16 protein-coding genes are annotated in these 16,863 nt (G+C 61.2%); 10 read left to right on the top strand and 6 right to left on the bottom strand.

Annotation, left to right across the window (positions count from 1 at the left end):
• Positions 1-3: 3 nt before the first annotated feature.
• A complete protein-coding gene (locus tag WA367_RS17715; protein WP_336058095.1) occupies positions 4-1,218 on the bottom strand; it encodes an MFS transporter in 1,215 nt (404 codons plus the stop codon).
• Positions 1,219-1,220: 2 nt separating this feature from the next.
• Positions 1,221-3,338: a TonB-dependent siderophore receptor gene (locus tag WA367_RS17710; protein ID WP_336058094.1), complete on the bottom strand. Its 2,118-nt coding sequence runs from the start codon at positions 3,336-3,338 to the stop codon at positions 1,221-1,223.
• Positions 3,339-3,562: 224 nt separating this feature from the next.
• Here WA367_RS17710 and WA367_RS17705 point away from each other — a divergent pair, with 224 nt between their 5' ends.
• The 7 genes from WA367_RS17705 (at position 3,563) to WA367_RS17675 (ending at position 11,063) form a co-directional block, all read left to right on the top strand.
• Complete coding sequence (locus tag WA367_RS17705) at positions 3,563-4,606, top strand: LacI family DNA-binding transcriptional regulator (RefSeq protein ID WP_336058093.1); 1,044 nt, start codon at positions 3,563-3,565, stop codon at positions 4,604-4,606.
• Positions 4,607-4,658: 52 nt separating this feature from the next.
• Entirely contained in the window at positions 4,659-5,681 is a 1,023-nt protein-coding gene (locus WA367_RS17700; protein ID WP_336058092.1) for an ABC transporter substrate-binding protein, read from the top strand.
• Positions 5,682-5,744: 63 nt separating this feature from the next.
• A complete protein-coding gene (locus WA367_RS17695) occupies positions 5,745-6,572 on the top strand; it encodes an ABC transporter permease (protein ID WP_036487045.1) in 828 nt (275 codons plus the stop codon).
• Complete coding sequence (locus WA367_RS17690) at positions 6,569-7,348, top strand: ABC transporter permease (protein ID WP_336058091.1); 780 nt, start codon at positions 6,569-6,571, stop codon at positions 7,346-7,348. Before WA367_RS17695 ends, WA367_RS17690 begins: the two co-directional genes overlap by 4 nt.
• Complete coding sequence (locus WA367_RS17685) at positions 7,341-8,366, top strand: ABC transporter ATP-binding protein (RefSeq protein WP_336058090.1); 1,026 nt, start codon at positions 7,341-7,343, stop codon at positions 8,364-8,366. Before WA367_RS17690 ends, WA367_RS17685 begins: the two co-directional genes overlap by 8 nt.
• 7 nt (positions 8,367-8,373) lie before the next feature.
• Positions 8,374-9,291 (top strand): nucleoside hydrolase, encoded by a 918-nt coding sequence (locus WA367_RS17680; RefSeq protein WP_336058089.1) that lies wholly within the window; start codon positions 8,374-8,376, stop codon positions 9,289-9,291.
• On the top strand, positions 9,288-11,063 hold the full coding sequence (locus WA367_RS17675; protein WP_336058088.1) for an adenine deaminase: 1,776 nt from the start codon (positions 9,288-9,290) through the stop codon (positions 11,061-11,063). The genes WA367_RS17680 and WA367_RS17675 overlap by 4 nt, the downstream gene beginning before the upstream one ends.
• A 42-nt stretch (positions 11,064-11,105) precedes the next feature.
• On the opposite strand, the gene WA367_RS17670 is transcribed toward WA367_RS17675, so the two are convergent.
• The 4 genes from WA367_RS17670 to WA367_RS17655 form a co-directional block, all read right to left on the bottom strand.
• Positions 11,106-12,086 (bottom strand): DUF3618 domain-containing protein, encoded by a 981-nt coding sequence (locus tag WA367_RS17670; RefSeq protein WP_336058087.1) that lies wholly within the window; start codon positions 12,084-12,086, stop codon positions 11,106-11,108.
• Complete coding sequence (locus WA367_RS17665; protein ID WP_336058086.1) at positions 12,076-12,477, bottom strand: phage holin family protein; 402 nt, start codon at positions 12,475-12,477, stop codon at positions 12,076-12,078. The genes WA367_RS17670 and WA367_RS17665 overlap by 11 nt, the downstream gene beginning before the upstream one ends.
• Complete coding sequence (locus tag WA367_RS17660; RefSeq protein ID WP_336058085.1) at positions 12,474-12,971, bottom strand: hypothetical protein; 498 nt, start codon at positions 12,969-12,971, stop codon at positions 12,474-12,476. Before WA367_RS17660 ends, WA367_RS17665 begins: the two co-directional genes overlap by 4 nt.
• A gap of 298 nt (positions 12,972-13,269) precedes the next feature.
• Positions 13,270-14,436, bottom strand: coding sequence for a M20 aminoacylase family protein (locus WA367_RS17655; protein WP_336058084.1), 1,167 nt, complete (start codon positions 14,434-14,436; stop codon positions 13,270-13,272).
• 140 nt (positions 14,437-14,576) lie between these two features.
• On the opposite strand from WA367_RS17655, the gene WA367_RS17650 reads away from it, so the two are divergent.
• The 3 genes from WA367_RS17650 to WA367_RS17640 all read left to right on the top strand — a co-directional run bounded on the left by WA367_RS17650 (position 14,577) and on the right by WA367_RS17640 (position 16,841).
• A complete protein-coding gene (locus WA367_RS17650) occupies positions 14,577-15,287 on the top strand; it encodes a phosphoribosyltransferase (RefSeq protein ID WP_336058174.1) in 711 nt (236 codons plus the stop codon).
• Between the two features lie 122 nt (positions 15,288-15,409).
• Positions 15,410-15,676, top strand: coding sequence for a metal/formaldehyde-sensitive transcriptional repressor (locus WA367_RS17645; RefSeq protein WP_336058083.1), 267 nt, complete (start codon positions 15,410-15,412; stop codon positions 15,674-15,676).
• Positions 15,677-15,731: 55 nt separating this feature from the next.
• Positions 15,732-16,841 (top strand): S-(hydroxymethyl)glutathione dehydrogenase/class III alcohol dehydrogenase, encoded by a 1,110-nt coding sequence (locus tag WA367_RS17640; RefSeq protein WP_336058082.1) that lies wholly within the window; start codon positions 15,732-15,734, stop codon positions 16,839-16,841.
• The last annotated feature ends 22 nt before the right edge of the window (positions 16,842-16,863 follow it).

The following is a 16,863-nucleotide window of genomic DNA, read 5'->3' as shown; positions in this document are numbered from 1 at the left end:
CATTCACTGGCCTTCTCCGGCGGTGGTGATGATGACCAGAAGCGGGATGGCGATGACGGCCACGCTGCCTGCCAGCGCAAAGAAGACGCCATAACCGAAATGAGCAGACAGGAAGCCGGAGGCGAGACCGCCCACCATGCTGAGCGCTGCATCCGTCGACTGGAACAGCGTGAAGTCCACACCACCCTGGCGCGGGTCGGACCAGGCCATGAATTGCGCATAGAGCGCGACGAAGCCGAAGGCCATGATCGCGGAACCGGAGAGCACGGCAACGCCTGCCAGTGCCCATGTCGGCAGTGTGCCGAGGAGATCGAAGGCAGAGAAGAAAAAGAGGGCGGCCGCCTGCATCACCAATGCGGTGAGCATGACCATGCGGGCGCCCCAAAGACGTACCGATGCGCCACCGGCGAGCGCGGCAGCACTGCCGATGAAAAGGCTGCTGACGCCGTTGATTATGCCGATTGTCGAGATCGAAAGTCCGGCATCGACCAGGAATGGCCCGAGCAACAGCATGCCGCCTTTCTGTGCGATGACGAAAATGGCAGCGACCAGAAGACCACGTCGTATTTCAGGTCGGGCAAGTGCGAATTTCAGCGATGGCGTGTGGCTGCGTTCGGCTGCGGGGAAGGAGAGGCGGGTGACGAAGGGCAGACCGAGAAGCAGGATAAGCCCTACCATCAACCATACGCCAACCTGCCAGCCGAGCCACGACACGAAGACGAGGAAAAGACCGCCGCCGATGGCCGAACCAAGATAGGCTCCGCCCACCTGCGCGGCATTGCCCCAGCCATGTTGCGTGCGCGGCAGGGTCTCGACGGCATAGCCGTCGGTTGCGATATCCACGGTGGCCGCCGCGCAGGCGATGACCGTCAGGATGGCGAGAACGGCGGGCAGGTGGCCAAGCCCGAGCAGGCCCACCAGAGCCAAGCCGAGAGCGGAAACTCCCCCGCCGATCAGCACCACGCGGCGCGAACGGTTGCGACCGCTTGCCGGAAGGCGGTAGCGGTCGATGGCGGGCGCCCAGAGGAATTTCAACGCCCAGGGAAGCGCGATGAGTGAAAGAAGGCCGAGTTGATCCAAAGGCAGCCCGCGCTCGCGCATGACGGCGGGTAGACCCGTCCAGGTGATGCCACCCACCACGCTTTGCGCCACATAGAGCCCGCCAATGGCGAGCACTATGAGTGGTGTGGAAGGCGTGCCTTCTCTCGACCGGTACATGTTCAGAACCTGTAACGCAGGCTGCCGAAGATCGAGCGGCCCTCATCGACATAGCAATTGCCCGCCGTGCAGGTGCTCTTGCGCGTATCGAGCAGGTTCTTGGCATTCACCTGAAGGCTCACGCCGTCCCAATCCGGGTGCTGCGCCCCAAAATCATAGGACAGCGAAGCGTCGAGAAAGGCGCGGTCATCGTTCTTGATCGAGTTCTGGTCGTCGCCAAAGCTTTCGCCCACATAACGAACACCTGCGCCCAGGCTAAGCCCCGCGAGAGTGCCGTCAGAGAAAGTGTAGTGTCCCCAGAGCGAGGCCATGTGGTTGGGCGTGTTGGACAACTCGTTGCCGACGGTGCCGGTGAGGCCCTTTTCAATCTCCATGCGCATATAGGTGTAGGAGGCGAGAAGGCTGAAGCCATTGCCGAGAGAAGCCTGTGCTTCCAGCTCGATACCGCGCGAGTTGAAATCGAGCTGACGCTGGCGTTGATTGCCAGCACTGTCGAATGTGCCGTCATAGATGACACCATCGGTCTGATCGATGTTGAAGAAGGCGGCGCTGACCACGGCATCGTAGCCGGGGATCTCGTATTTCACGCCCGCCTCGATCTGGCGCGCGGTGGTCGGTTTGGCGACCGAGCGGCTGTTGGTCGCATAGTCATAGACAAAGCCGAGATTGGGCGAGAACGAGGTGGAATAATTCGCATAGGGGATCAGACCCCAATCCGTGCGGTAGGATAGCCCGATGCGGCCGGAAAAGGCGCTGTCGGTCTGTCCATGCTCGACATGGCTCGACGACAGGCTGTCGGATTTTACCCAGTCATGACGACCACTGGCAAACAGCGTCCAGTTGTTCCACTCCATCTGGTCATGGAGATAGACACCCGTCTGATGCTGCTCCTGGCTTCCCGAAAATGTGAAGGGCAAGGCTTCCACATCGGAGATGCCGACATAGGAGATGCGGTTGGCCGCCGAGTAGTCCGACCAGCTGTAATCGATGCCCGCGACGGCGGTGTGCTCGATCTCGCCCGTCGCGAATTCGAACTGCGCCATGTTGTCGACGACAAAGTTCTTCGCCTGCTCCTGATAGTGCCCCCAGTAGCGATAGAGCGGTGGTGCGTAGCCATCCGGCGCGATGGAATAGAGGCCGCTATATTTCAGATCAGCGTCTACTGCATGGAAGCGCAGATTCTGGCGCAACGTGACACTGTCGTTGAGACTGTGCTCGAACTCGTAGCCGATGCGTCCCTGTTTCTGGGTGAAGTCGTTCCAGTCCGGATCACCATTGTAGATGTCGGAGGACTGGCCATAGGCGGAATTGTAGTTCCACGCCGTGGCACCCGTCACCGCCTGCGAAAGCTCGCCCAGAATGGTCAGCTTCGTGTCCGCGTGCGGCTGGATGGTGAAGGCCGGTGCGATATAGAATTTGTCGTCGGAATAGCCAGGCAGATGCGTGTTCGACACGCGGCCAAGGCCGGTCAGGCGGAAGAGCAGGGTGCCTGCGTCATTGGCAGGGCCCGACATGTCGACACCGACCTGCGCGCGGTCGTTCGAACCGCCGGAAATCTCGACCTCGCGGAAGAACTCGTCCTTCGGGCGCTTGGTTATGATGTTGACGATACCGCCCGGGCCGCTGACACCGTAGAGTGAGGAAGCCGGGCCCTTCAGAACAGTAACACCCTCGATGCCATAGGGCTCGGTGCGCAGCCATGCCGAGGGTCCGTTATACTGGCGCAACCCGTCGCGGAAGGTACCGGTCGAATAGGCGGGGAAACCGCGCAGCGTGAAGGCGTCGTATCGGCTGTCGAAGCCAAACTGGTTCGGATTGGCGCTTGCCGTGTAACCCAGCGTTTCGTTGAGCGTGCGCGGCTTCTGATCCTCGATCTGGTCCTGCGTTATGACCGAGATCGACTGCGGGATCTGAACGATGGGAGTGTCGGTCTTGGTGCCGGTGCGGCTTTCCTGAGCGATATAGCCGTCCTGCAGCAGGATGTCGTCGCTTTCCGCCTCGACGGTCAGGCGATCGAGCGTGGTGGCTTCCTGTGCATGGGCGAGCGGCGAGGCAACAAGCACCCCGGATGCGATCATCAATGCCAGATGGCTGATGGGACTGTGGTGATTCAAGCGCATGGCGGCCCCCTGTCGTGAATGGGAGGTGGCTCGTCCAATGACTGGCTTCCTCTGTTGGAGGCTCTGCTATTTTAACATGAGTATAAGAGTCAAGAATAAAATGTGGCGGATAGGTCGCTATTTCACCCAAAAAAGCACACAATTCCGCAAGTAGGGGTCTCGACTCGTTATGCAACCTGTATAATAGTGCTTAAACGCTTAACCTAGCTTCGAGCTCTTCGTTCATGCCAACACGGCCCAACCTCTCCGACATTGCACGGCAACTAGGAGTATCAGTCGCCACAGTCTCAAACGCGCTATCCGGCAAGGGGCGCGTGTCGCGGGAGCTTGGCGAGGCCATCCGCAACAAGGCAGAGGAGCTGGGCTATATCCCAAGCGTTGCCGGGCGGGCGCTGAGTACCGGGCGCAGCAATGTGCTGGGGCTTGTGCTGGCGGATATCAACCAGCCGCTCTTTCCCCAGTTCGCACTCAATATCGAAGAGGCGGCAGGCGAGCTCGGCTTGGGCGTACTCATCGGCAACAGCCGCGGCGATCCGGAAGAGCAGGAGCGCGCGATCCGTCGCCTGATCGAGCGTGGAGCGGACGGGATCATCGTCGTGCCCCGCTACGGGACGAGGGTGACAGGTCATCGCTGGCCCATTGCCGTGATCGATTCGCCATCCTCGCCTGACAACACGATCTCCGCCGATCATTTTGGGGGCGGGGTCGCGATCGGTCGCCATCTGCGCGAACTCGGTCACGACCGGGTTGTCGTCGTGGGCCTCTATTCCGGATCGCATGTGCAGACGGATCGACTGGCAGGCATCAAGGCGGCATTCGATGGTCAGGAGTTGCCGACGATCTGGATTCAGGATCTGGAGCGTGAGCGGGGACCGAACTGTCCGCTCGGACTTGTCGACTTCGTCAAGGAGGGTGCAACGGCTTTCGCCTGTGTTTCCGACCTTCATGCATTGCGTGCGGTGACGGAATTGCAGCATGCGGGCCTTGCGGTGCCGGGCGATGTCAGCGTCACGGGTTTCGATGATCTGGGATGGGCGAGCGTCGTGGCACCGGCCATCACCACCATGCGCATGGACATGAAACGCATCGCGCGGCTGGCCATCAAGCATATCCTGTCGCAACTCGACGACAGCAAATTTGAGGCGCCCGATCTGGCTGAGCTGGCCGATGGCGTGCCCATGGAACTCATTATTCGCCAGTCCAGTGGTCCAGCACCGCGGACAAGAAGCAGCACGGATCAGGCGGCGGTCCCCGTCCGGTCCGAATGACACAACAAACAGGGCCCCGCTTGGAAGACCTCCCAGAGAAGGAAAGATCGAAATGTTGAAAACATTCCTCGCTTCAACCGTCGCCTTGGCGGCGCTGACCGGCGCTGCCGCCGCGCAGGACAAGAAGCTTGTCATCTCCGTCTATGGCTTTGCCCAGGACGAGTTCAAGGAGATCGTCTACGACCCGTTCGAGGCGCAGTGTGGCTGCGATCTCGTCGTCGAGACCGGCAATTCCGTCGAGCGTCTGGCCAAGCTGGAAGCGCGCAAGGACGACCCGGAAATCGACATGGCCGTCATGTCCACCCATGACGCGCTTGCCGCGGCACGTGCCGGCATCACGCAGAAGATCGATGTCAGCCGCCTTTCCAACTATGACAAGCTTTATGACATCGCCAAGGACCCGGTCGGCGACAATATGGGCGTGGGCTACACCTTCTATGCCACCTCCATCGCCTATCGCGCTGACGAAGTGACGATCGAAAGCTGGGAAGACCTTTTCCAGGACAAGCTGAAAGGCCGCGTGGCGTTCCCGAATGTCACCACCAATCAGGGCCCGCCCGCGCTTTACATGCTCGGTCAGGCCATTGGCGACGACGCGGCGAGCCTTGAGGCGCCGATCAACAAGGTTGCTGAAAACAAGGACGACATCGTCACCTTCTATGTGCGCTCCTCCCAGGTCGCGCAGCTCATGCAGCAGGAAGAAATCCTGGCTGCCCCGATCGGCCGCTTTGCCTGGGGCGCCTATTCCAAGATGGGTCTCGACATGGCCTGGGCCGAGCCCAAGGAAGGGCAGACCGGTGGCATGAATGTCATGATTCTGACCAAGGGGGCGAAGAACGAAGACCTCGCCTACGACTTCATGGATTTCTGGCTCTCCACCGAGATCCAGACCAAGCTTGCCGAAGCACTGGTGGACAGCCCCGCCAATGCGGAAGTGGAAGTTGCAGACGAGATCGCCGAGAACCTTACCTATGGTGCGGAGACGGTGAAGAACCTCAAGCTTCTGCCGCCGGATGTCATTCTCGACAATCGCGACCAGTGGCTTGACCTCTGGAACGAAAAGGTCGGCCAGTAAGCCGATACAGTCACGGGGGCCGCAAGGAGCGGCCCCCGCATTTCAAGCAAGGTTTTCGACCTCATGTTTCAAAACCGGATGGAAGCGCTGGCGCTGGCATTGCCTGCAGCCCTTTTTGCGGCCTTCGTCTTTCTCGTGCCCGTCTTCATCCTGCTGTCGGAAGGTTTCCGCGCTGAAGGAGCATGGACGCTGGCGCCTTACGTGGATTTTTTCGACAGCGAGCTTAACCGCACCGTCTTCTGGCGCACATTGAAGCTTGGCGCCATCGTGACCGCGGTGTCGGCCGTGATCGGCTACGCGACCGCCTGGTCCATCGTCACGCTGCCGCCCACCGCGCGCGGACGCATGATCGGCCTCGTTGTCATGCCGCTGATGATCTCGCCCGTGGCGCGCACCTATGCCTGGATCGTGATCCTGGGCCGCACCGGCTTCGTCAACCAGACGCTTGTGGGGCTTGGCATTGCCGACAGCCCGATCCGGTTTCTCTTCACCGAGACGGCCGTGTTCATCGGCCTGTTGCAGCTTTTCCTGCCGCTGATGATCCTGTCGCTTATCTCCGCACTCGAGAATATGCCGAAGGACGCCGTACCGGCAGCCCGCGTGCTCGGCGCGAACTGGCTGCAGGTCTTCTTCAAGGTCATCCTGCCTTTGACCAAGGAAGGGCTCGTCATCGGTGGCACGCTGGTCTTCACCGGTTCGCTGACGGCCTATATTACGCCGGCCATTCTCGGCGGCTCGAAGGTCTTGATGCTGGAGACCCTGCTCTATCAGCGTGTGACAGTCGCCAATGACTTCGCGTCGGCCTCCATCATCGCCATGATCCTGATGGTCATGAGCTTCTCCGCCAATCTGCTGCTCAAGCGGCTTGCAACCGCGAGGAACAAGCGATGAGCTCGCGCATCTTCTCCTATGCGACGCTGAGCGTCGTCCTGCTCTTCCTGCTCGGACCCTTCGTCATCATCGTGGCGGCGGCATTGTCGGCGGGCGAGACACTGGCTTTCCCGCCACAGGGGCTGTCGCTCAAATGGGTGATCAAGGTCTTCGAGGTGGAAAGCTTCCGGGCAAGCTTCGCGCTTTCCATGTTCCTGGCGATCTTCGGCACGCTAGCAGCACTGGTGCTGGGTGTACCGGTGGCCTATGCGGCCTCGCGCTACAAACTGCCCTTCGGCGAAACGATCCGCACCATCGTTTCGGCACCCATCATTGTGCCCGGCATTATCGTCGGTTTGGCGCTTCTGCGCTATCTCGTGCTGCCGCTTGATGTGAGCGTGGGTCTGGCACTCTTCATTGCCCACACGGCGCTTATTCTGCCCTATGCGGTGCGCGTGGTTTCGGCTTCGCTCGACAATCTGCGCTCGGATATCGAGGAGGCGGCGGTGCTTTTGGGCTCGTCGCGGATTGCCACCTTCTTCCGCATTGTTCTGCCGAACATCCAGAACGGCATTCTTGCCGCCTTCATCTTAGGCTTCGTCACCAGCTTCAACCAGGTGCCGGTCTCGCTGTTTCTGTCGGGGCCGGGCGTGCGCACGCTGCCGATCGACATGATCTGGTACATGGAGATCACCTACGATCCTTCCGTTGCCGCACTCGCCGCGCTGCTTGCCTTCCTGTCCATTTCAATCGTGTTCCTTGCCGAACGTTTCCTCGGATTCTCCCGCTATGTCTGATGCAAATTACCTCGAACTGAGCGACCTCACCCTTGCCTATGGCAAGACGGTGGCCGTGGACCGGCTGAACCTGACAATCCGGCGCGGCGAGCTGATCGCGCTGCTCGGCCCGTCGGGCTGCGGCAAGACGACGACCATGCGCGCAATCACCGGGCTTCTGCGGCCTGCGGGCGGCAGGATCACGCTCGATGGTCGCGACATCACCTATCTGCCCGCCAACAAGCGCCAGCTTGGTCTGGTTTTCCAGTCCTATGCGCTGTTCCCGCATCTCAATGTGTGGGAGAATGTGGCCTTCGGGCTCAAGCTGAAAAAGCTTTCTTCGAGCGAGATCGAGAAGAAGGTGAAGGCAGGGCTTTCCATGGTCGGCCTCGACCAGTTCCATACGCGCAAACCGGCCGAGCTTTCGGGCGGCCAGCAGCAGCGCGTGGCGCTTGCCCGTTCGCTCGTCATGGAGCCGAAGGTGCTGCTGCTCGACGAGCCGCTCTCCAATCTCGACGCAAGATTGCGTCTGGAGATGCGCACCGAATTGCAGCGCGTGCAGCGCGAAAGCGGTGTGACCATGGTCTTCGTCACTCATGATCAGGACGAGGCGCTGGCTCTGGCCGACCGTATTGTTGTCATGAAGGATGGCGTGATCGAGCAGCTTGGTACGCCGGAGGAAGTTTACAACACCCCGTCTTCGCGTTTCGTGGCAGACTTCGTGGGCTTCGAGAACATCTTCGCGCTCGAACAGGGCAAGCTCAAAACCGATGACGGGCTGAAACCCCTTTCCGGCACCGCTTCGCCGGAAGCTGCCGGCCTTGCATGGCGGCCCAATGCGGTTTCACTCGGGGCAGGGCAGTTCAAGGGCGAGGTCCGCGGCGTCGCATTTGCGGGCGGCACGCGCGAATATCTTATCCAGTCGCCGCTCGGAGCCATCAAGGCGGAAATGGATGCATCTGCGCCCATTTTCCAGGCGGGAAGCGAAATCGCCTTTGACCTGCCGCCCGAGCGCGCAGCCATTCTCCAGCGCATGTGAGGTGAACATGGTCTGGATTGACACCGATATGGGCTTTGACGACATTCAGGCGATCCTGATGGTCGATCACTCGCGCTTCGACATTGCCGGTGTCTCGCTGGTTTTCGGCAATGCGCCCATGGCACAGGTGCGCCGCAATGCTGCGCGTGCCAAAGCCTGTTTTGGGTGGAATTTCCCTATATTCGCCGGAGCGCATCAATCGATACTTGGCACGGTGGAAACGCCCATCCATGTACTGGGCCCGACGGGCATGCCGACGCGCGGCCGCCATCTGCCTGAAGCGCCGGAGCTTGACCTTGGCCCGGCCTTGCCTGCTCTGGCCGAATGGCTTGAGGGGTTGGATGAGCCGGGGCGCATTCTGGCTCTCGGACCGCTGACCAATCTGGCCATCCTCGTCCTTTCGCGGCCGGACCTGATCGGCAAGATTGGCGAAATCACCTGGATGGGCGGCGGGGCCACGCGCGGCAACCACACACCGTCTGCCGAATTCAACGCCTTTGCCGATCCGGAGGCACTGGCGATCCTTCTGGCAAACAATCTGCCGCTTCGCGTCGCTGATCTCGATCTGTGCCGGCAGGTGCAGGTTACACCGCAGGATGTTGAGGATCTGGCAGCAGCGGATACCGAGCGCGCGCGTCTTCTTTCCGATCTTCTCGGCGGCTTCCTCGATATTGCCTTGTCACGCGGGCGGCCTTCCATGTCGCTCTACGATCCAACGGCTGCGGCAGCCTTCATCGCGCCGAACGCCTTCGAGTTCAAAACCGCTTTCGTAACGGTGGAACTTGCCGGCGACCAGACAAGGGGACGCACGGTTGTCGATCAGCGGCCGGGCGTGGAGCCGAACGCCCATTGGGGCATGCGGGCGGATGCCGAGCGCGTGCGCGCGCTTGCGCTCGAAGCCCTCGCAGAGGCCTGCTTCGAATGAAACCGGGCGATGATCTGAACGATTGCCGCCTGCGCGACCGGGCGGTGGCCGCAGCACGCGGTGATGAAGCCTTCGACCTTCTCGTAAAGGGCGCAACGCTTCTCGATGCGGTGACGGGCGAGCAGCGCAAGGCTGATATCGGCATCACCGGACCGATGATTGCAAGCGTACACGAAAGCGGCAAACGCGACGATGCGGGCGCGGTGATCGAAGCTGAGGGGCTATTTGCGACACCCGGCCTGATCGACATGCACATGCATGTGGAAAGCTCGATGGTGACGCCCGCGACTTATGCGCAGGCCGTCGTGCCGCGCGGTGTGACCACCGTCGTCTGGGACCCCCATGAATTTGCAAATGTCCACGGGCTTGAGGGGGTGAGATGGGCGCTAGAGGCGGTCCGCGATCTGCCGCTTCGCGTCATTATGCTCGCGCCCTCCTGCGTACCGGCAGCACCGGGGCTGGAACTGTCGGGAGCGGATTTCAGCAGCGATGACCTGGCCGAGCTTCTGGCCATGCCCGGGATCGGCGGCATTGCCGAAGTCATGAACATGCAGGGCGTGATCGACCGTGATCCACGCATGTCCGGCATTTTGCAGGCGGGGCTGGCAAGCGGAAAGCTTATCTGCGGGCATGCACGTGGGCTGACCGGTGCGGACCTCAATGCATTTGCCACCGCCGGTATCGGCTCCGACCACGAACTGACTTGCGCTGACGATCTGATGGAGAAGCTGCGCGCGGGCTTCACGATTGAGCTGCGCGGTTCGCATGATCATCTCCTGCCGGAAATCGTCGAGCGGCTGAACAAGCTTGGTCATCTGCCTTCCACGCTGACGCTCTGCACTGACGATGTCTTCCCCGACGATCTCCATAATGCTGGGGGCCTTGATGATGTGGTGCGCCGCCTGGTGCGCTATGGCATGCCGCCAGAATGGGCGGTGCGTGCGGCTACACTCAATGCCAGCCACCGTTTGCAGCGGCCTGATCTGGGCCTGGTTGCACCGGGACGGCGTGCCGACATCGTTCTGTTCTCCGACCTCAGCGCCTTTGAGGCCGAGGTGGTCATTGCAGATGGCACATGCGTGTCGCGTGCGGGCAAGTTGCTGTCGCCACCGGCTTCGCATGACGTATCGCCTTTGCGCGGCTCGGTTAAGGCGGCTCCGCTTGTTGCGGATGACTTTCGTGTGGCCTCCGGCGGCAACAAGGTGCGCGTGGCAACGATTGACCGACCGCGCTTTACCCGGTGGGGTGAGGCTGAAACTTCCGTCGAAAACGGCTTCATCGTGCCGCCTGAAGGATCGACACTTGTCAGCGTTATTCACCGCCACGGAAAGGCGCCTCCCAAACCGCGCACCGGCTATCTGCGCGAATGGGGTGAATGGCGCGGCGCCTTCTGCACCACCGTTTCCCATGACAGCCACAATGTGACGGTCTTCGGCGGGAATGAGGAAGACATGGCGCTGACGGCAAACTGGGTCATCGACGCCGGTGGAGGCATGGCCGTTGCGAGCCGGGGCGAACTACTCGCCACGCTCGCGCTGCCGCTGTCAGGCCTCGTCTCTGATGCTTCACTCGCAGAAGTGGCCGGAGAGTTTCAGGCCATCCGCAAGGCGATGGAAAAGGTTGTCGATTGGCAACCGCCCTATCTCGTTTTCAAGGCTTGCTTTGGCGCAACACTTGCCTGCAATGCAGGCCCGCACCAAACCGATATGGGCATCGCCGATACGGCGAGACCTCAGGTGCTTGAGACGCCGGTACTGGACATTCTCGAGTAGAAAAACCCGGCGGCTTTGGCCGCCGGGTTCCTGTTTGACGCATCAGATCCTCGGCTTGCCGAGATCCTGCTGCCTGGCTTCAGACTTTGCCTTGTCGGAGATACGCTTGGCAGCGTCTTCAAGACTGTCCTTGGCAGCACTGGCAGCGGATTTATCGCCTGGTGCGGCACTGTCTGCCTTGGCTTTTTCTTCCTTCGCGATGTCACGTGCCTCGGAAGCGGCGGCCTTGGCGACGCTTTTTGCCTTCTCGGCCTCCTCACGGAAGATGCGTTCGGCGTCTTCGAAAAGCTGATCGCTATAGCTGCCCATGGCGTCATCTTCGGCGCGTGTGCGCGGCAGGGCGGCGCCCACTGCGGCACCAACTGCGACAGCCAATGCGCCGGCGACGAGAGGCTGATCATTGAAGAAATCGACGATCTCCTTCTTGCCGCGCGAGGCGGCCTCTTCCGCACGTCGCTGTGCCTGGTAGGCTGCTTCACGAGCCTTGACCACACGGTCGCGGGCAGCGGCACTCATGTTCTCCGTGCCCTCATGCAGACGGCGACGCATGTCTTCGGCGGAAGCGCGCGTGCGGCGACCAAGATGATCGACCTGGTCACTCATGCGGTCCCAGCGGTCCGATGCGGCAGAACCCATGCTGCTCATCGCGCTCGAGGCTGAACTGGTGGCGCTGCTTGCACCGCCCTTGATCGTGCCTGAAGCATGTTTGAGGCTGTCGGTCGCGGAGGATGTGGAGCCGGTATGAGAGACCGTGCCATTTGATGAATTGCGACGGGAATCGCCATACATCATCCATGCCAGTCCGATGCCGGTCAGCGCTAGAGCGATGGGATTTTCCTTCGCCGAACGGCCGACCGACTGCGCCACGTCGCCGCCATGGCGGCTGACCTGATCGACGAACTGACGTGCGATGCCTTCGACAGAAAACTTCTCCTGCAAGGCGTTGAGCGACTGGCTCAGGGCAGCGCGTTCCTGCTCGATGTCGCGTTCGATTTCTGCAGCGCTGCGGGTATCATGACTCATTGTAGCTCTCCTTGACTGCAGCGGCATCGCGGCGGACATTGCGGCTGGTGCGGGTTGGGGCGAGGCTCGACAGCTTCAGATCGCCCATGCCCTTGCGCGCCAGGATGTAGGCAATCAGCGCCAGCACGACGCCCACGATGAGCGCGGACCATCCGGCGGGGATGCCCGCCTCGGTCAAGGCCGTCACGAGGGCGGCGGCAAGGATGTTGAGGGCGGTGAGAGCAATCACGACGCCGCCAATGATCATGCCAATGGCCGCGACAGCGTGCTTCAGATTGTCGTTGATCTCGGTGCGTGCGAGATCAAACTCGCCGCGGATGAGATTGGTCGCATGGGTCAGCACATCGCCGAAAACGCTGCGAGTGCTGGTCTTGTGGGTATGTTCGCTCATAGCTTGCTCCCCGACATTGTTGTTCCGGTTGTGCTGGACACGGCTGGACTTGCAGGTGCTGCAGGGGTCACCGTCGATGCCGGTGCAGGTGTTGATGCCTGCGTTGGAGTTGTGCTCTGAGCGTCATTCTTCTGCGAGGCGACTGCAAAGCGGCTTGCAACAAAGCCGAGGGCGGCGGCACCACCAAGGAAGGCGGCCGGATTGTTTCGCGCAAAGCTGTTCAGATTGTTCAGCATCTCGCCAAAACTTTTGCCGCGCAGCGAATCCGATGTGCCTGAAAGACCGTCGGCAATCTGCTGAAAGGTCTTGGCCTGCATGGAATCCGAACCAAACTCGTTGGAAGCGTTCTTGAGTGCGGAAGCGATGCCCGCGATCTCGTCGGCGAGCGAAGATTTCGCACCTTCCGCGCGCTTCTCGACTTCGGCTTGAGCAGCGCCGACCGTCTGCGACGCTTTCGTTTTCAGTTCTTCTGTAGTTCTGGTTGAATCGACCATCGGGAACCTCCTTTAGGCGATGAGGCTGAGGACGAAGAGCACCACAACCACGAGCCCGATCGTGTAGAAAATACTGTGCATGACTCTCTCCTGTTGTCGTTCTCACAATCTGCGGAGAGGGCTTTTGTTCCTTGCACGATCCGGGAAGCGGGAAGGCGGGTCGTGGCTGTCGGCAAATGCGCACTGCTCGCGGCATGAAAGCCGACGGCAGCCGCAAGCGCGCAGCAAGCGGTCACTTGCCACGCATTGTGCAGCTGATTGTCGGTCTGGAAAAAAAGCCGAAAGCGGAAGCAGTCGCTCAGGCAGCCAGTTCCTGCTCCACCAGAGTGGTCCAGAAATTTACGCCCGTCGGGATGGCGTTGTCGTTGAAGTCGTAGCCCGTATTGTGGTGCAGTGCGCCATCGACTGCCGGGCCGTTGCCAAGCCACACATAGCAGCCCGGTACCTCGCCTGCGAAATAGGCGAAGTCGTCGCCCGCCGTTGAGGGTGGGAAGCTGGTGCGCACCTTCTCGCCGCAGACCGTTTGTGCCGCACGAAGGGCGCGCGTGGTCGTGTCGGCATCATTGACCACCGGCGGAATGCGACGGATGAATTCATAACTGGCCTTGATGCCGAACATGTTGGCCACACCGTGGGCCAGGCGGCCGATCTCTTCTTCCAACTGGTCGCGAACTTCGGGCGTATAGGCGCGCGCCGTGCCTGCAATGTCGATGAAATCGGGAATGACGTTCAGCGCCTTCGGGTCGCCTGCCTGCACCGAACAGGCGCTGACGACGGCGGGTTGCAGCGGGTCGACCACGCGTCCAACGATCGATTGCAGGCTGGAGATGAACTGGCCTGCCGCGGTGATCGGATCCCGGCCCAGATGCGGCTTTGCGCCATGGGTGCCGACACCGGTCAGCCGCACTTTCCAGCTGTCGGAGGAGGCGAGCTGCGGTCCTTCCACCACCGCCATCTCGTCGATCGCAAGCCCCGGCATATTGTGCAGGCCATAGACCGCATCGCAGGGAAAAAGCTCGAACAACCCGTCCTCGACCATGCGCTTCGCACCGCCGCGGCCTTCTTCCGCAGGCTGGAAAATGAAATGGACAGTGCCGTTGAAGCTGCGGCGTTTGGCAAGCAAGCGTGCCGCGCCGAGCAGCAAGGTGGTGTGCCCGTCATGGCCGCAGGCATGCATCTTGCCAGGCACGGTGGACTTGTAGGGACGCTCGGCCGTCTCCGGCATGGCGAGCGCATCCATGTCGGCGCGCAGGCCGATCGAGTGCGGGCCATTGCCAACTGTCAACGTGCCGACAACGCCCGTGCCGCCCAGCCCGCGATGCACTTTCAGGCCGGCCTCCTCCAGATGCCTTGCAACAATGGCGCTTGTGCGCTTTTCCTCGAATCCGAGTTCGGGATGGGCGTGAAGATCACGGCGCAGCGCGACCAGAAATTCCAGATCCTGTTCAAGATCAGACTTATTCATCCCGCGCCCTTTTCATTGCCGCTTGCCTCTGGGTAAAAGAACAGAACGCATGGTCACGATGGCTATGCCACCTGTTCTTTTCGAACCATAAATCCATTGGAAACAGCTGCTTTTAACGCGGGGCGTGACTTCTCACAATGATGCAGAGTGACCTTGAGGCCCGTCCACAGGACTTTTGGCAGGAACTTCACGCGCCGGATCGCTTCGAGACCGAACCGGTAGGGGGACATCGCACGGCCTATCCGGCGACACTGCCCGATGGGCGCCAGCTTCTGCTTCCGATCCGCGTGCGTGACGAAGGCCGCAGTGCACTTGCCTCGCTGATCCTGAACCAGGCGAGCTTCGAAGTGGTGGACGCGCTTTCGCAAGCCTTGGCCGAAAAGGTGAGGGCGCATGCGCCGGATGTCGTGGTGGGGCTGCCAACTCTCGGCCTTACACTTGCTGCAGGTCTTGCACGCGCGCTCGGCCACAGTCGCTACGTGCCGCTCGGAACATCCCGCAAGTTCTGGTATGACGAGAGCCGCTCGGTGCCGATGCGCTCGGTCACGAGCCCCGACCAGCAGAAGCGCCTTTATGTCGATCCGCGCATGATGCCGCTGATCGAAGGCCGCCGCGTGCTGCTCGTCGATGACGTCATCAGCTCCGGCACGTCCATTGTGGCGGGCCTGCGCCTGATGAAACTCTGCGGCATCAAACCCGTCGCAATCGCCGCCGCCATGCTCCAGACGGACCGCTGGAAGCCTGCGCTTGAGGAAGAAGAGACGGGCGCGACGGACAAAGTTGTCGGCGTGTTCAAGACGCCACTGCTGCGCCCCAACGCGGCGGGGGGCTGGGTCGAAGAGGCCGCATAGCCGAGCCCAGGCCCGCCATGCACTGAAAACAAAAGCACCAACGGCCTGCTCCTGCAGCTTGGTACTTGTCAAAGCCATTCTCTGCAAATATACCATAGGGGAGTATAGTAGGACGTCCAACAATGCCCAACCGCCCCGAAGACAAGAAGCGCATCCTGACACGTGTTCGCCGCATCAAGGGCCAGTGCGAAGCTCTGGAACGGGCGCTGGAGGAGGGCGCGCCATGCGGGGGCATTCTTCAGCAGATCGCGGCGGTGCGCGGGGGCATGAACGGACTGATGGCGGAAGTGCTCGAAGCACATATCCGCGACGAGTTCGGTGGCGAGAGCGCTGACGCGCACGAAAAGATCCAGGACCTGATGGCGTTGGTTCGCAGCTACCTGAAATGAAAGCGTTCCGCTCCGTTGGGAGTGGTGGCCTGTTGAACAGCAAGGAATTTTAGAGATGAAGTCACGCGCCGCAGTCGCATTCGCGCCGGGGAAGCCACTCGAGATCGTCGAGATTGACGTCGCGCCGCCGAAGAAGGGCGAGGTCCTCGTCAAGATCACCGATACCGGTGTATGTCACACGGATGCCTTCACGCTCTCCGGGGAAGATCCCGAGGGGCTTTTCCCGGTGGTTCTGGGCCATGAGGGAGCCGGTGTCGTGGTCGAGGTGGGTGAGGGTGTGACCTCGGTGAAGCCCGGCGACCACGTTATCCCGCTCTACACTGCCGAATGCGGAGAATGCGAATTCTGCACCTCCGGCAAGACCAATCTGTGCATCTCGGTGCGTGCGACGCAGGGCAAGGGCGTGATGCCCGACGGCACGTCGCGCTTCTCCTATCAGGGTCAGCCGCTCTATCACTATATGGGCTGCTCGACCTTCTCCGAATATACGGTGGTCGCGGAGGTCTCGCTCGCCAAGATCAATCCGGAAGCCAATCACGAGCATGTCTGCCTGCTTGGCTGCGGTGTGACGACCGGCATCGGCGCGGTTCACAATACAGCGAAGGTGCAGGAAGGCGATTCCGTGGCCGTGTTCGGTCTGGGCGGTATCGGCCTGGCGGTCATTCAGGGCGCACGTCAGGCCGAGGCCGGGCGCATCATTGCCGTCGACACCAATCCCGCCAAATTCGACCTGGCGCGGGAATTCGGCGCGACCGATTTCGTCAATCCGAAGGATCACGACAAGCCGATCCAGCAGGTCATCATCGAGATGACGGGTTGGGGCGTTGACCACTCATTCGAGTGTATCGGCAACGTGAACGTAATGCGCGCCGCGCTCGAATGCGCCCATCGCGGATGGGGCCAGTCGGTGGTGATCGGCGTTGCCGGTGCGGGGCAGGAGATATCCACCCGTCCGTTCCAGCTTGTGACCGGGCGCAAGTGGATGGGCACCGCCTTTGGCGGCGTGAAAGGCCGCACGCAGCTTCCCGGAATGGTGGAGGACGCAATGCGCGGCGACATCGATCTGGCACCTTTCGTCACCCACACAATGCCACTGGAGGAGATCAACAGCGCCTTCGATCTCATGCATGAGGGCAAGTCGATCCGCTCGGTCATCAAATACTGATCGCGCCCGAGGGAGATATCGT

It is taken from the genome of Nitratireductor sp. CH_MIT9313-5 (genome assembly GCF_037029545.1).
Taxonomy (GTDB): domain Bacteria; phylum Pseudomonadota; class Alphaproteobacteria; order Rhizobiales; family Rhizobiaceae; genus Chelativorans.
The sequence above is the reverse complement of the archived record's forward strand: the minus strand, read 5'-3'. Positions and strand labels throughout refer to the sequence as shown.

Coding starts and splice junctions, on each gene's coding strand:
- WA367_RS17715 (WP_336058095.1), bottom strand. CDS start 1,218: ATGTACCGGTCGAGAGAAGGCACGCCTTCCACACCACTCATAGTGCTC.
- WA367_RS17710 (WP_336058094.1), bottom strand. CDS start 3,338: ATGCGCTTGAATCACCACAGTCCCATCAGCCATCTGGCATTGATGATC.
- WA367_RS17705 (WP_336058093.1), top strand. CDS start 3,563: ATGCCAACACGGCCCAACCTCTCCGACATTGCACGGCAACTAGGAGTA.
- WA367_RS17700 (WP_336058092.1), top strand. CDS start 4,659: ATGTTGAAAACATTCCTCGCTTCAACCGTCGCCTTGGCGGCGCTGACC.
- WA367_RS17695 (WP_036487045.1), top strand. CDS start 5,745: ATGTTTCAAAACCGGATGGAAGCGCTGGCGCTGGCATTGCCTGCAGCC.
- WA367_RS17690 (WP_336058091.1), top strand. CDS start 6,569: ATGAGCTCGCGCATCTTCTCCTATGCGACGCTGAGCGTCGTCCTGCTC.
- WA367_RS17685 (WP_336058090.1), top strand. CDS start 7,341: ATGTCTGATGCAAATTACCTCGAACTGAGCGACCTCACCCTTGCCTAT.
- WA367_RS17680 (WP_336058089.1), top strand. CDS start 8,374: ATGGTCTGGATTGACACCGATATGGGCTTTGACGACATTCAGGCGATC.
- WA367_RS17675 (WP_336058088.1), top strand. CDS start 9,288: ATGAAACCGGGCGATGATCTGAACGATTGCCGCCTGCGCGACCGGGCG.
- WA367_RS17670 (WP_336058087.1), bottom strand. CDS start 12,086: ATGAGTCATGATACCCGCAGCGCTGCAGAAATCGAACGCGACATCGAG.
- WA367_RS17665 (WP_336058086.1), bottom strand. CDS start 12,477: ATGAGCGAACATACCCACAAGACCAGCACTCGCAGCGTTTTCGGCGAT.
- WA367_RS17660 (WP_336058085.1), bottom strand. CDS start 12,971: ATGGTCGATTCAACCAGAACTACAGAAGAACTGAAAACGAAAGCGTCG.
- WA367_RS17655 (WP_336058084.1), bottom strand. CDS start 14,436: ATGAATAAGTCTGATCTTGAACAGGATCTGGAATTTCTGGTCGCGCTG.
- WA367_RS17650 (WP_336058174.1), top strand. CDS start 14,577: ATGCAGAGTGACCTTGAGGCCCGTCCACAGGACTTTTGGCAGGAACTT.
- WA367_RS17645 (WP_336058083.1), top strand. CDS start 15,410: ATGCCCAACCGCCCCGAAGACAAGAAGCGCATCCTGACACGTGTTCGC.
- WA367_RS17640 (WP_336058082.1), top strand. CDS start 15,732: ATGAAGTCACGCGCCGCAGTCGCATTCGCGCCGGGGAAGCCACTCGAG.